Source organism: Thermostichus sp. OS-CIW-29 (genome assembly GCF_054058195.1).
Genome location: NZ_JBSSAB010000003.1, coordinates 36,060 through 50,494 on the forward strand (window position 1 = coordinate 36,060; position 14,435 = coordinate 50,494).

At 58.7% G+C, this 14,435-nt stretch carries 10 protein-coding genes; 4 read left to right on the plus strand and 6 right to left on the minus strand.

Annotated elements, in window-relative coordinates; all coding sequences use genetic code 11:
* Window positions 1–3: 3 nt before the first annotated feature.
* Together ACVWZJ_RS01840 and ACVWZJ_RS01845 are read right to left on the minus strand one after the other, a co-directional pair.
* Window positions 4–1,857 carry an NAD(P)H-quinone oxidoreductase subunit F gene (locus ACVWZJ_RS01840; protein ID WP_041436592.1) on the minus strand — a complete coding sequence of 618 codons (1,854 nt, stop codon included), beginning with the start codon at window positions 1,855–1,857 and terminating at the stop codon, window positions 4–6.
* A gap of 104 nt (window positions 1,858–1,961) precedes the next feature.
* Entirely contained in the window at window positions 1,962–3,179 is a 1,218-nt protein-coding gene (locus tag ACVWZJ_RS01845; RefSeq protein WP_457394352.1) for a lipid-A-disaccharide synthase-related protein, read from the minus strand.
* Between the two features lie 101 nt (window positions 3,180–3,280).
* Between ACVWZJ_RS01845 and ACVWZJ_RS01850 the strand changes: the two genes are divergently transcribed.
* The 3 genes from ACVWZJ_RS01850 to ACVWZJ_RS01860 all read left to right on the plus strand — a co-directional run bounded on the left by ACVWZJ_RS01850 (window position 3,281) and on the right by ACVWZJ_RS01860 (window position 6,515).
* Window positions 3,281–3,616 carry a hypothetical protein gene (locus ACVWZJ_RS01850; RefSeq protein WP_011433411.1) on the plus strand — a complete coding sequence of 112 codons (336 nt, stop codon included), beginning with the start codon at window positions 3,281–3,283 and terminating at the stop codon, window positions 3,614–3,616.
* 109 nt (window positions 3,617–3,725) lie between these two features.
* A complete protein-coding gene (locus ACVWZJ_RS01855) occupies window positions 3,726–4,772 on the plus strand; it encodes a thiamine phosphate synthase (RefSeq protein ID WP_011433412.1) in 1,047 nt (348 codons plus the stop codon).
* Window positions 4,773–4,991: 219 nt separating this feature from the next.
* Window positions 4,992–6,515 carry an AAA family ATPase gene (locus ACVWZJ_RS01860; protein ID WP_238376975.1) on the plus strand — a complete coding sequence of 508 codons (1,524 nt, stop codon included), beginning with the start codon at window positions 4,992–4,994 and terminating at the stop codon, window positions 6,513–6,515.
* Window positions 6,516–6,618: 103 nt separating this feature from the next.
* Here ACVWZJ_RS01860 and ACVWZJ_RS01865 read toward each other — a convergent pair whose 3' ends face one another.
* The 4 genes from ACVWZJ_RS01865 to ACVWZJ_RS01880 all read right to left on the minus strand — a co-directional run bounded on the left by ACVWZJ_RS01865 (window position 6,619) and on the right by ACVWZJ_RS01880 (window position 12,393).
* Window positions 6,619–7,476, minus strand: coding sequence for a DnaJ domain-containing protein (locus ACVWZJ_RS01865; RefSeq protein WP_011433414.1), 858 nt, complete (start codon window positions 7,474–7,476; stop codon window positions 6,619–6,621).
* A gap of 202 nt (window positions 7,477–7,678) precedes the next feature.
* Entirely contained in the window at window positions 7,679–9,211 is a 1,533-nt protein-coding gene (locus ACVWZJ_RS01870; protein WP_011433415.1) for a leucyl aminopeptidase, read from the minus strand.
* Window positions 9,212–9,292: 81 nt separating this feature from the next.
* The gene (locus tag ACVWZJ_RS01875) at window positions 9,293–10,618 is read right to left on the minus strand and encodes an FIST signal transduction protein (protein WP_011433416.1); all 1,326 of its coding nucleotides are present in this window, start codon (window positions 10,616–10,618) and stop codon (window positions 9,293–9,295) included.
* Window positions 10,619–10,710: 92 nt separating this feature from the next.
* Window positions 10,711–12,393, minus strand: a complete 1,683-nt coding sequence (locus ACVWZJ_RS01880) for a M23 family metallopeptidase (RefSeq protein ID WP_238376731.1) — start codon at window positions 12,391–12,393, stop codon at window positions 10,711–10,713.
* A gap of 340 nt (window positions 12,394–12,733) precedes the next feature.
* On the opposite strand from ACVWZJ_RS01880, the gene cysS reads away from it, so the two are divergent.
* On the plus strand, window positions 12,734–14,317 hold the full coding sequence (cysS, locus tag ACVWZJ_RS01885) for a cysteine--tRNA ligase (protein WP_041436596.1): 1,584 nt from the start codon (window positions 12,734–12,736) through the stop codon (window positions 14,315–14,317).
* Window positions 14,318–14,435 lie beyond the last annotated feature (118 nt).

The window sequence follows — 14,435 nt, forward strand, 5'->3', positions numbered from 1 at the left end:
CCATCAATAGGCCAACCCCAAATGGGGCGAACGCAGTAGCCAAGCTGTAACCAACACCATCCCGATGACAATCACCAGCACATAGAGTTGCATCCGCCCCGACAGGGTGTACTTGAGGGCTTCGCCGCTGAAGAAAAAGGCCAGGCTCACCCCGTTCACCAAGCCGTCCACTCCGTTGCGATCCAGCCACTCCAATCCGCGGGAGAGGGCGCTGACCGGTTGCACCACCAGGGCTTGGTAGAGGTGCCCCGTGTAAAAGTCGTGGGCCAGCAGATCCTGCAACTCCGGCCAGGGCAGATATACCCTCCGTTGGTCCCCCCAGTACAGCCAGCCGCCAATGGCTGCCCCCACCAGCCCAGCAGCCGTCAGCAGAGCCGCCATCCACCTCAGCTGCGGGTTCCAGTCGGGATAGAGCCCCCAGCGCCCCAACAGCCAGGGCATGAGCAAGGTTTGCACCGTCAGGATGCCCATGGGCAGAGCCATCAGCCAGCCCACCTCAGGGGCCCGGCGGGTTTTGGGTTGCGGGGATCCCAAAAAGACCAGGCCAAACACCCGCGCCAGGTTGAGAGCCGTCAGCCCATTCACCAGCAGCAGCACCCCCACCAGGGCCGGCTGCACCCCGCTGTAGACCAGCGCCAGGCGGGTCAGCGTCCAAAAGCACCCTAGGGGCAGCAGAGCCACCATCCCCAGGGATCCCACCGCAAAGGCGGCAACTGTGGCCGGCATACGGCTGCGCAACCCTCCCAATTCCGTCAGGTTTTGGGTAGCGGTGGTGTAGATGAGGGATCCCACCCCCATAAACAGCAGCGCCTTAGCCAGGCCGTGCATGAGCAGCAACTCCAGGGCCAGCTCCGGCTGCTGCATTCCCACTGCCACAAACACCAACCCCAAGTAGGCACTCGTGGAGTAGGAGAAGGTGCGTTTGATATCGATTTGCGCCAAGGCCACCAGGGATCCGCCCAGGGCTGTGATCGTGCCGATGGCCACCAAGACCCCATTCGTAATCGGCGACAGGGCCAGTAGCGGTTGCAGCTTAATCAGCACAAAAGCCCCGCAGGCCACCACTGCCGAATTGCGCAAAATCGAAGCCGGGTTGGGCGCTTCCATCGCCTCATCCAGCCACAGGTGCAGCGGAAACTGGGCGCATTTCCCCAAAGGCCCTGCAATCAAAGCCAACCCCATCAAAGCCGCCCAGGCCGGATCCAAGCTAGTCGTAGCCGCCCAGTCCCGCAGGCCGGAAAAGGTCAAGGCCCCAGAAAAGTTGGAAATTGCCACCACCCCCATCAGCAGCAACAGATCCCCTACCCGCTTGGTTAAAAACGCATCCCGCGCCGCCGTCACCACCAGAGGCTGGGCGTACCAAAAGCCCACCAGCAAATAGGTGGAAAGGGTGAGCATCTCCAGCAGGGCATAGCTGAAAAACAGCGAGTCGCTGAGGGCGATCCCTGTCATTCCCCCCTCGAAAAAGCCCATCAGGGCGGCAAAGCGACCCAGGCCCCAGTCCTTATCCAAATACCCCAGCGCATAGATCTGGGCCAGCAGGCTCAAACCGCTGATCCAGACGACGGCCCCCATTGTCAGGGGCGAGATCTCCAAAGACAGAGTCAAATCCAAATCGGCCACCCGAAACCAGGGGTAGTTCAGGATCTGGGGATCCCGACCCCAAACCTGCCGCAACAGCCAAAGGCCATGGGCAAAGGCGGCAAAAGTCAGAAGGATGTTGAGGTAAGCTGCCGGGCGCGGGCCACTGCCCTTGACCCACCCCGTTGCCCAGGGAATGGCCAAAGCTGTTCCCGCCCACCCATAGCAAGGGATCCACCAACTGCTCTCCAACCCCAAAAGAAGGTTCAAGGCCATCAAATACTTATACTTAAAAACGGAAAACTAAACTTAACAGCAATAAGTCGGGCCTTTTAACGACCTGCTCCCCATTTCACAATATATTTCACAATGTGTCTGGCTCACAATGTGTCTGGCTCGAACGGTTCCAAAACCGGGCCGGCTGGCCGGAGCCAATCTCGAAGTTGAGCGGCAATGCGCCGGGCGGCCCCTGGGGATCCCATGCGGCGGCGTCCATGGGCCCGCAACTCAGCCGCGTAGTTGGGATCGGCGGCCAGGCGTTCCAGAATCCGGCCAACCACGGCGGGAGCCTGCTCCACTGAGGTCAGGTGGACGGCGGATCCCAAAAGACGAGTCTGTGCTTCGGCAAAGCGCGGGGTAAACTGCGGTCCCTCTCCCGGCAGGGTCACCACCGGTTTTCCCAAGCCCACACATTGCTCGGTGGCCGTTCCCGCCATGGCCAGCACCACCGTTGCTCGTTGGGCACAGGCGCCGAAGTCCCCCCAAACCAGAAGCACATCGCTGCGCTGAGATGGGATCCGAGCCTGAAGCGGGTCTCGCTCCAGGTTGGGGCTGAGGGCAGCATAGACTTGCAGCTCCGTTGGGAGCCGCTCCACCACCTGCATCATCAGGGCCCAGTTGCGATAGGCTTCCGGCGGACGGGATCCGGGCAAGAGCAGCAAGGCCGGCCGGTGGGGATCCAAAGGCAATGTCCCGCGTGGCTCTAGGCCATCCATCATCGGGTTGCCCAGGTAAAAGGCCCTTAGGCCCCGTTTTTGCAAAGCTGTAGCCGTCAGCTCATCCCGCAAAAAAGAACCCAGGCAGCGCTTGTGGGCCATCAGCCAGCGCTCCCAGGGCAGGTAATCGGAAATCGGCTGCCCAAAAGGGATCCAGGGGCGTCGGTAGGGCCCCCCTTCATCCCGCCAGTAATAGTCCGACTTGGCCGTGCCCACAAAGGCGTAGGGGATCCCGCTCCACCATGCCATCAGCAAGGGCACAATATCCCCCACGGCCAGCACCAGGTTCCTCTGGGCTGCTGCCCGCCGAACCAACGCCAATTGCCGCCCCGTCAGCCCCAGCAAACCGGCCCGCAAATCCCGCCACAACTGCCGCCAATCCTGATAAATAAACCCCCCCGACGGCATCACCTGGGCAATGGGCAGCAGGGGGATCCCTTGGCGTTGGTAGGCTGTCCCTTCTCCCACAATCGGCAAGGCTTGCACCGGGATCCCCAGTTGGACTAGGGCAACAGCAAGGCGACTGCCCACCTCATCTTCCCCGTGTCCATTGCTCAGACACAGCACCTGCGGTGGATTCGTTGGATTCCATTGGGTTTCCACAGCTTGCCGTAGGCGCAATCTGGGCTGAATCAAGAGGGATCCCCCAGCTCACCAGAAATCTCCTCATAGAATAGAGCCAATCCAAGAGGGGAACCCGGGAGATGATCCGAAATGAGCGACAACGAGCCGAGCTTATTGCAGCGGTAGAAGCCCTTCAGCTGGAAGGCCCCTACTTTATAGAAGAGCGCCTCGCCCGCCATCGCGGCCCTTTCTTGCGGGCAGTGAAAGATGTGCCTGTAGGGGGAACTTGGTGGGAGATCCGCTACTTTCCCGCCTGCGAGCGCTATGCTTGGGCCTACTTGCCGGAAGGGGCCGGCCCACGGGCCTTCGCCTGGGGACACACGCCGCAGCAAGCCTTTCTTAACGCCTTATGGCATCACCCTCTTTCTCCTCAGGGCCAAGGACAGCCTCAGGGAAACCATTCCGATTTACAGTGAATTGACTACTCTCCACCCTACTGACTTGCTTCCGGCTAAGGGTAGGACGGGGCTTTAGGCGCATTTTTTTGGTAAAAATTAAGCAACTCTCTTCCCACGTATAGGGAACATGAAACCCCAGGCCGTCGCCCGTATTCTGGATGCCAACCTCGATCGAGCTCGTGAAGGACTACGGGTATTGGAAGAATGGTTTCGTTTCGGCCTGGAAGAGGGAAAGCTCTCTGCCGAATGCAAGGCCATGCGCCAAGCCCTGGCCCGCTGGCACAGCGATCCCCTGCGTTTGGCCCGCGATACTTCCGCCGATCCAGGCACCCAGATCTCCCACCCGCAAGAGGAGCAACGGCGGGATCTCCGCCACCTCTTGCAAGCCAATTGCAGCCGTGTGCAAGAAGCCCTGCGGGTGTTAGAAGAATACGGCAAGTTGGCCGAATCCCACCACTGGGTGGCCCCTGGCCTGGCCAAGCTGGCCAAAGACATGCGCTATCGGCTCTACGTCTTGGAAAGTGAACTGCTGGGCGGATCCCTGCGGCAGCGTCTCCTGGCAGCCCATCTTTATTTGGTGACCAGCCCTGTGCCCCACTGGCTAGAGGTGGTGGAAAAATCCCTGCGGGGCGGGGTGACCCTGGTGCAATATCGCCGCAAAAACCTCCCCGACGGCGAGATGCTGCGGGATCTCAAACAGCTGCGGCAGCTGTGCGACCGCTACCAGGCGCTGATGATCGTCAACGACCGGGTGGACTTGGCTCTGGTCAGCCAGGCTGATGGGGTTCACCTGGGCCAGACGGATCTGCCGGTCGCCCAAGCTCGGCACCTCCTGGGATCCCAGCGGCTCATTGGCCTGTCCACCACCAACGCCGAAGAGCTGGCCCAAGCCCTGAACAGCGACGTGGACTACATTGGCGTCGGCCCCGTTTACCCCACCCCCACCAAAGCGGAGAAACCCCCTGCCGGCCTGGAGTACGTGCGCCTGGCTGCCGAGAAAGCCCACCTGCCCTGGTTTGCCATCGGCGGCATCGATCCCCACAACCTGCCCGAGGTGCGTCGAGCTGGGGCCACCCGTGTAGCTGTGGTGCGGGCTTTGATGGAAGCTGCCGATCCCACCCAGACAGCCCGCACCATGCTGGCCGAACTGCAAGGGATCCCTGCCCTATCCTAAAGATCAACCGTGAAGCTCAACCGTGAGCATTTTGCTGCTTATTGGCTGTTCCAATCCAAATGGTTTCTGAACAAGTGAGAGGAAGATGAAGTAAGGATGTTCTAAACTCCAGAGGCGATGACAGAAGCCGCAAGAAAAACAAATCCAGACAGCAGGGATCCTGCCCTGGTCGAGATCCCGGCGGAGCTGCAAGCAGGGCTGGTGACAGAGCTGGATTTGATGATCCGGGCCCGCTACCCCCTGGTTTACTTGGTCTCTCCAGAAGAAGAGCCTGCCGATGCCGTGCTAACCCAAGTAGCCAGACGGACAGACCCACCGCGGCAATTGTTGTTCTGGGACTTGGTGCGGGGCTGGCAAGATACAGGCGAGGATCGGGGCTCCATCATGGCAGCTCTGGGGCGGGTGTGGCGCTCTGCCCCCAACGAGGACACCCTGTTTGTGCTGCGGGATCTGCACTTTGTGTTGCGCAACGCCAGCAGCGACAAAAACGCTCCCATCATCCGGGAGCTGAAAAACCTCAGCCGCGAGCTCAAGCGCACCCGCAAGATGCTGATCCTGCTCAGCCACACCCTGGAAGTGCCCAGCGACCTGACGGAGGAGATCACCGTCGTCGATATTCCCCTGCCCAACAGCGAAGAGATCAGCCGCCTCATCCAGCTCTATGTGGCTCCAGATAAGCTCAAGCTTACCCCTCTGGCCCGCGAGCAACTGGTCAAAGCCTGTCAAGGGCTGAGCCGAGAACGTATTCGCCGCGTTTTGGCCCGCGCTTTGGCCGCCAAGCAGGAGGTCAATGAAGCCGATATCGACCTGGTGCTAGAGGAAAAAAAGCAGGCCATCCGCCAAACCGGCATCCTGGAGTTTTTCACCGCCCGCGAGACCCTCAAAAGCGTGGGGGGCCTAGATAATCTCAAGGCCTGGGTGCGGGTGCGCCAGGAAGCCTTTACCGAAGAGGCGCGGCGCTATGGCCTGCCCAACCCCAAAGGCGTGCTGCTGGTCGGGATCCAGGGCACCGGCAAATCCCTCTCCGCCAAGACCATCGCCAATGAGTGGCGGCTGCCCCTGCTGAGATTGGATGCCGGGCGGCTGTTTGCCGGCATCGTCGGCGAGTCGGAAAGCCGGGTGCGGCAGATGATCCAACTGGCAGAGGCGATGGCCCCCTGCGTGCTTTGGATCGACGAGATCGACAAAGCCTTTGGCAACATCACCAGCAGTGCCGATGGAGATTCTGGTACCAGCCGCCGGGTGTTTGGCAGCCTGATTACCTGGATGCAGGAGAAAACCAGCCCTGTTTTCATTGTGGCCACCGCCAACAACGTGCCGCTGCTGCCGCCAGAGCTGTTGCGCAAGGGCCGCTTTGACGAGATTTTCTTCTTGAACCTGCCCACCCACGCTGAGCGCAAAGAGATCTTCCGGGTGCATTTGCAGCGGTTGCGCCCCAGCCGCCTGCGAGAGTTCGACCTGGAAGCCTTGGCAGCCGCAGCTCAGGATTTCAGTGGTGCCGAGATCGAGCAAGCCATTGTAGATGCCATGTACAACGCCTTTGGGGGCAGTGGCAGCGGCGCCCGGCGGGACTTTACCCAAGAGGATATCCTGCAGGCCATCCGCGAAACCGTGCCTTTGGCCTCGATTGCCCGCGACCAAATCGAGAGTCTTAAGTGCTGGGCTGCTCAAGCGGGCGCGAGAACGGCCTCTCAAGATGCCCAGGTGCTGCAGGAGATGAAGCAGTGTTTTGCCTCTTCTTGAGATTCAGAATGGGTGAAATCCACCTCCCAGCCCAAATAAGGCGGCTAGTATGCCAATACCCACAGCAACTCCAGCCGCTATCTTCAAGTTTTCTTCTAGGCTTTTAGCATCTGCCTTTTCCTTCATTGCAGTTAGCAAAAATAGCTGATCCTCCCCACTCAGCCCACTTATAAAATGGGGATATAGATTCGATAGGGACAGCTTTAAAATGATCGATCCTACTTCTACAGTGAAGCTCAAGCTGGGAAAGCTTCGAGTTCCTATCTTTCTCTATCTGGGCTATTACTGATTTTGCCTCTTCCTGTAGCTTCTTAGCGCTCTCAACTTGCGACTTGCTATATCCTTTATCAAAAATGGCCATAAAAAGACTAATAACTGAGATTAGAAAGAGCACAAGCCCGATTGAGCTACTTAAGGCACCAATGAACAAGCTCAGGACTAAAAGCGAGAGGGCACCCAGTATAGTGTCACTTTTGGTGGCAAAGGTATGATCAATTTTAGCTTCCTCTTGTTTTATTCCGATAGAGATCAAGTTTCTCCTTAACTCAGACTTAACTTGCTCTACTCTTTGGTTATAGTTGGCCTCGATGTTTTTCTTACGACGTTCTATCTCTTCTGCAGCTTCCTTTATCTTGTCGAAGTCAAAGGGCCAAGGTTTGCCATCTTGTGTGCTGTAACCGCGTTCTGCTTTTAAGTCTTGGTCATACCCGCTCCCTTTTGTGGGCGAAGTCTGGGAAAGCCTTTGGGAGTCATAGGCTTTTCGCTTCACAGGATCACTCAGGACCGAGTATGCTTCCTGAATAGACTTAAACTTTTCCTCAATGTACTGCCGCCCCTTAACAGGTGTATCTGGGTGAAGTTTATCGGGATGGTATTCTTTGGCAAGCCGCCTGTAGCTCTCTTTAATTTCTTCTAGAGTTGCATTGGGCTGTAATTCCAGCTCGCGGTAAAGGTCTTTCATGGGAGGATCCGGCGCAGGGGGCCTTGTGCCAGCTACTTTGATGCGGGGATCCTATTCCCTGAGGGGAAGCCTTGCAAAGTGCTACTCAATACCTAGACTCTTTTTTAAGCCTATTTTAGGGATCGGACAGCTCCAGCCAAGCAGCCCTTGGCTCCTCCCTCAGTAGATGCTTTTTCAAGGCCCAACGTCCAGAAAGGCGGGGTTATGAGCAAGCTGCTGCGGCTTGCCGCGCCAAGACCCACTCCACCAGGGTGCGCACCCCATAACCGGTGGCCCCTTTGTTGTTGTAGCCTGCATCCTTCTCTGTCCAAACGGGGCCTGCTATATCCAGGTGGGCCCAAGGGGTTTTCTCCACAAACTGCTTCAGGAACAGGGCAGCGGTGATGGATCCCCCTGAGCGGGGGCCGGTGTTTTTCATGTCGGCCACAATGGAGCTGAGACCCTCGAAGTAGCCTTCTTCCAGCGGCAGGCGCCAGATTTTTTCGCCGGAAAGGTTGGCAGCTTGCTGTAGCTCCTGGGCCAACGTCTCATCCGGGGTGAACAAGCCGGCAATTTCTTCCCCCAGGGCAATCACACAGGCACCGGTCAGGGTAGCCAGATCGAGGATGGCATCAACGCCCAGCTTTTCCGCAAACACCAGTGCATCCGCCAAGGTGAGGCGACCTTCTGCGTCGGTGTTGTTGACCTCGATGGTCTTTTGGTTAGAGGCGGTGAGGATATCCCCTGGGTGGATGGCATGGCCGCTGATCATGTTTTCCGTGGCAGCGACGATGAAGTGCAGCTCCACTTGCGGCTTGAGGGCGGCTAGGGCCCGTGCAGCTCCCAAAACTGCCGCTGCTCCCCCCATGTCGGTTTTCATCATGGCGATGCTGCGGGAGTCGGTTTTGATGTTCAGCCCACCGGAATCAAAGGTCAGCCCCTTGCCCACCAGGGCCAATTTGGTAACAGGATCCCCTTGTGCCGGCTTGTAGGTGAGGTGAATGAACTGGGGCGGCAGGTCAGAGGCTTTGGCCACACCCAAAAAAGCCCCCATCCCCAGAGCTTCGCATTCTTCCTGTCCCAAAATCTCCACCTCTAGACCATATTCCTGGGCCAGTTGGCGGGCGGTATCGGCCAGGGCAAGAGGAGTAACAATGTTGGCGGGGGCAGCCACCAATTCCCGAGCCAAGATGGTTCCTGCCGCCATCTCAATGGCCCGCTGCAGCGCGACTTCGTAATCGGGGCGAGCCTGGGCCAACCCCGGCACCAAGAGAGTTACTTCCTGCACAGAAAAGCTGTTTTCCTCTTCCCCTTTGGCTGAAGATTTAAACCGATTGTCCCGGTGCGCCACCAGTAGGCAGGCTTCGGCCACCGCCTGAACCCCACGCACCCGATCCAACCCCGTCTCCGGCAAAGACAGCATCACCTGCTTGGCTTTTAGGCTGTGAGCCTGGCGCAGGCCGTTGGCTGTGGCCCGTCGTAGGGCTTCTAGCGTTAGGGCGGCGGGATCCCCTAGCCCCACCAACACCAGTTTGCGGATCTCTCCTGTCAGGCGCAGGGCAACACTGCTATTCGGCTTCCCCTGAAACCCCTGCTCCTGAACGGTTTCCGCCACCAGCCCTGACCACGCCTTTTCATCCCAAGAGGCGATCTCAGGGGGCAGAGGAAAGCGGCCATTCCCGCCGGAAGCGGCAAAGCAATAGACCAGGGCACATTCCCCTTGAGTGAGTGGCGGCTCGCTAAGATGAAGCTGCATGAGAAACCCTTGACCAAGCTGTTGACAGCAGATCCTCAGTTTATCTAATTTTGCCGGCTCTTAGGGCAAGGGATCCCCCCTCTAGTGGGCGGGCCGGAAGATCCCGAAGCAGGAAGTGTAGCCGTGCAAAAAGGTGGATCCCCCAACGGGGCCGATCTCACCATTGCAAAAGAACCCCCCCAAGGGCAGCTCTCCAAGCAATTCCCGAAACCGTTGCGAGTCAAAATCGGGAGTGCCGTACAGGCCCTTGCCTCGCCCCAAACAGGAGAACATCAACGCCCCACAAGGCTCCGGCCTCGGTTGAGAGGGGCTTTGCCTCAAGTTGCGCTCGGCACAATAGCGGCTGAGGGCCCAACGCAGATCTTCTGCCGAAGTCTGGGCATCCCGCAGATGAAATTGCACCGTCTGGCCAGGGCGCACCTGATCCCCGATGGCCAGCGCCCCCACGCGCGGATCAACGCCCAAGATTACGCGAATGAGGAAATCTCCCGGCGTCGGCTCCGACTTGAACTCATCCATCAGCAGGCCGATGAAGAGAGAGTGGCGGGCCAATCGCTGATCCACGGGACTGAGCCGCTCTGCCAAGTCCTGCAAAACCGCTAGAGGAGGGCGACCCTCCAAGCCAAGAATCACATTCCCCTCTGCTTCCGTCACCCGCAAGGGATCCCCAATGGGGCGACACCCCTGGGCCACCACTGCATCCAGCACCACATTGCCGTAGAGCGCTAGCCCCACTGTGCCCTCTCGATACAGCTCCCGCCGAGGTGTGAGGGTACGCGCATCCAGCAAAAACAGAGCATTGCCCCGAGGGCCGCGGCCCCCACTGGCCAATCCCCCCACTTTGACGGATCCCGGATAGGCGAAATCCAACCCCTGCAGCAACTCTGAGATGCCAGAGGAAAATCCATCGGCCAAGAGCAGAAAATGAGGCTTGCTCTGCGGCGAAACCCCAACACAATCGACCCAGGCAGAAGGAGCCGCATCCAAGTCTGGCAATTGGTTCCCCCGCAGATGAAAAGGATGCAGCACCACCTCCGGCATGACCGCCAAAGACAAGGAGAGAGCCGGGCCATCCTCAATTTCATGCCCGCCACCCACAATGCCACCCCCGGAGCAGCCGATCAAAACGTCCACCTCCAGCAGCCCCGACAGCAACGGCAACACCCGGATGTATTCGCTGGCAAAGGCCGCCGACACAAACAAAACCCCCAGGTTGGGCCGCAGAGGCTGAGAGGGGACATACCCCGTCAGCAGCCCCGGCAAGCTGCCGGATCCCACCGTCTGCACCTGCCGACTCAAGGCACTTTTCAGCTGGGCCGCCTGAAGCTTGGCCTTGGCTTCCTCCACCACCTGCCGCAGAGCCGCTTCTAGGGAAGGGAGCTGGGAGAGCGCGTTCACCCACTGCATCGGCGTGTTCCTACGGTCTGGAGTTTGCTGTCTTTAGGCTAGCAATTTATGGCCAGGCTGGCTGTTCTGCACGGTCTCTGTTCAAGACAGGATCAGGGCAGATAAGGCCGGGGATCCACAGGCGCGCCCCCGCCGGGGCGGACTTCAAAGTGCAGATGCGGCCCTGTGCTCCAGCCAGTGCTGCCGCGGCTCATGATTGTCTGCCCCTGCTGCACGTACTGTCCCGTGGAAACATAAATCTGATGGCCGTGGGCATAGCGAGTAACAATTCCGTTGGGATGGCGAATGTCCACTCGATTGCCGTAGCCATCCCCAGCATTCCCCGCGAAGATCACCACTCCCTCCTGAACGGCTACAATGGGGGATCCCACGGGGCCAGGAATATCTACCCCTGCATGAAGGCGACCGCGACGGTAGCCAAAGCCAGAGGTGATTTGCCCGGAGACCGGCCAGACAAACCCACTGCTGCGAACCTGGGGAGGGGCTGGAGGGGGCGCTGGCGGAGCCTGTCGGGCAGGAGCAGGGGTGGGCTGCGTACCCGGCGCCGGAATCGTAAGGCGTTGGCCAATGCGCAGCCAGTGGGGATTGCGCAAGTTGTTGGCTTGAATAATGGATCGCTGAGTTACCCCATAGCGGGCGGCGATCCGTTCGATGGTGTCACTGGCTCCAACTGTGTGGGTCAGGGATCCACCGGCCAAGAGGGCCTGCCGTTCTTGTTCCATTTGCTGGGCCCGGCGTTGCTGTTCCGCCTGTAATCGAGCTTGGGCTTCGGCTTGGCGTTGGGCTTCCTCCTCTTGCTGGCGGCGCTCTTCCTCTTCGCGAGCTTTCTGGGCAGCGATCATCTCCTTCTGACGCTGGATCAACTCGCCCACATCGCCGGGGATGAGCAGGCGTTGGCCAATGCGCAGATATTCCGGGCGATCCAGAGGAGTCGCTTCGATAATCCGCTGCTGGGGAACTCGGTAGCGGTTGGCAATGTCCTCCAGTGTGTCTCCCTGCTTGACGGTGTAGATCAATCCCGGTTGGCTGGGGATGAGGAGAACTTGCCCCGGCTTCAGCTCAGTACTGGCCTGAATACCATTGGAGACGGTGATGGCAGCCGCGTCGAGCTGATACATCTGGGTCAGTTGCCAGAGGGTTTCCCCCGGCTGAATTTCATGCTCCAGAATGCCTCTGGGCCCTTCTCCTGTCGGGATTCGCCCTTCTGCGAAGGCTTGGCGCAGCTGCTCCTTTTTCCGCTCGTAGTTTTGCTGCAGAGCGCCAGATAGCGTATGCACAGAGGGTGGGATCGGCTCTACCGCCGGAGACAGGGGGCGATTCAACTGTCGCTGCTGTAGGGTAGCGACTCCGGCCAAGCCCAGCATCAGCAAAAGACCAGTGGCCCAAGCCGGATATCCCCGACGCGCAGGAGCAGAATCCCCCGGCTCTGGATGGGCTGTCTCAGGCTCGGTTGGGCACCTGGGGGTGGCCGGCAGCTGCTCTTCCCCAGCTTCTGCGCAGGGATCCGCCTCCAGCTTCAGAAGCCATACCAGGCCCGTTAAGCTGAGAGAGAGGGCCAAACCAACCCATCTTGGCTTCGACCGCCCAGAGAGAGGGGCTGGAGCCCACTCCAGAAGATAGGCTTCCTCGGCAGATGAATCCGCAGAAGTCCAGGACTGTTCTGAAGGGATCCCTGCCGAGCCCTTTGGGGGTGGGGGGGAAAGGGTGCTCACGGCAGCACCGCGGAAATCCAGCTCCCCGTTTTGGGGATTGGGGAAAGTGGGTTTTAAAGGCATCCTCACACCAACAGGCTGACACTAGAGTGCAAGAGAAGAAGATGTCAAAATGAGGGGCATAAGCCCCTTGGCACCGAGCACCCCAGGGGTGACTCAAGCCGGGGTGGAGCTCGCTAATGAACAGGCTGGCTCGCACTCAGGTTAGAGTACCGTAGTTAACAAATCTAGACAAGTCTTGGCAGGTAATTTCAGCCACAATGCTTGCCTCACAATGGTTCCAGCCCTTGGCTCGTTGAGATTTTGTCGAGCCTCATCCGATTCAAGACAAAGTGCGCCATCGTCTTTTTTTGGAAGACAAAGCCTGTTTTGCTGTAGCTGAAACTACAAACTAGGGATACCCATGGATTTGGTTGTCTATAACACATTGACTCGCCGCAAGGAAGTGTTTCAGCCGCTGGCAGCAGGTGGATCTCAATCCGTTTCCGTCGGCAATTCCCAGGGATCTGCAGCTCCAGTTGCGGAGGAGAAGCCCCTGGTGCGGATGTATGTCTGTGGTGTAACGGTTTACGACCTCTGCCACCTCGGCCATGCGCGTACCTACGTGGTTTGGGACATGGTGCGTCGCTACTTGGAGTGGCGCGGCTACCGAGTGAAGTATGTGCAGAATTTTACCGATGTGGACGACAAGATCCTCAAGCGGGCGTTGGAACGTGGCGAATCCATGCAAGCGGTGGCGGAGCGCTTCATCGCCGAGTATTTCCGAGATATGGATTGCCTGAACATCAAGCGGGCCGATTTCTACCCGAGGGCAACGCAATCGCTGCAAGCCATGTTCCAGTTGATCCAATCTTTGGAGCTCAAAGGCTTTGCCTACCGGGTACGGGATCCCATTCGACACCAGACCGACCAGTCTTCCCTCCTGCAAGCGGGACACCAGCCAGAGACCCCCGCCTCTGTTCAGTACTCTGTTTACTACTCTGTCCGCAAGTTCCCGGATTACGGCCAGCTATCCGGTCGAAAACTGGAGGAGATGGAGGCGGGAGCCAGTGGCCGGGTAGGAGAAGAAGGAGCTGAGAAACAGGATCCCTTCGACTTTGCCCTTTGGAAAGCGGCCCCCCCTTCTGAGCCGGGGTTTGCCTCCCCTTGGGGTTGGGGGCGACCGGGCTGGCACATCGAATGTTCCGCCATGGTGCGGGAGACCCTGGGAGATCACATCGACATTCACGCCGGCGGGGCAGATTTGATTTTCCCCCACCACGAAAATGAGCTGGCCCAATCGGAGCCAATCACCGGCAAGCCGATGGCCAAGTACTGGATGCACAACGGTTTTCTCAACATCAACGGCGAGAAAATGTCCAAATCTTTGGGCAACTTCACCACCCTGCGACAGGCCCTCGCCGTCTATCACCCCATGGCCTTGCGGCTGTTTCTGTTGCAGACCCACTACCGTAGCCCCATAGATCTCACCGAGGCAGCCATGCAGGCGGCTAGCCGTGGCTGGGAAACCCTCCAGAAAGGGATCCACTGTGCCCAGCACTTCTGCAAAGAAGAAAAGGGATCCCCTGATGCTGAGGCCATGCAAGCCTTTCAAGCTGCTATGGACAATGATTTTGGCACCCCTGAAGCGCTGGCTATCGCCTTTGAATTGGCCAAAGAACTCACCCGCGAACACAACCTGTTCACCCATCAAGGCCAAACCCATCTGGAGCCCCAGGCCCTCAAACAAAAAAGCGCTGCCTTGCTGGAGATTTTGGCTACTTTGGGATTCTGTTGGCCCTCATTCTCTGAATTCGAGGGATCCAAAGAAGCAGCTACAAATGGGGAACTTAACTTTAAAAAAATCGAGGAGCTGATCGCGCAGCGCTCGGCAGCCCGTAAGGCGAAAAACTTTTCAGAGGCAGATCGCATTCGGGATCAGTTGAAAGCCCTGGGCATCACCCTCATCGATCAAAAAGATGGCACCACCCGTTGGCTGCGAGAATAGGGGTTGAGGAGCATTCCTCGGGCTCATTCAAAATGGATGTGGCTGTAACCTAGGGGCTCAGAGGGGCAAAGTGCTTCTCCCTTCGTTTGGGTTGCTGGAAAAGTTCGGCTAGAGTCAG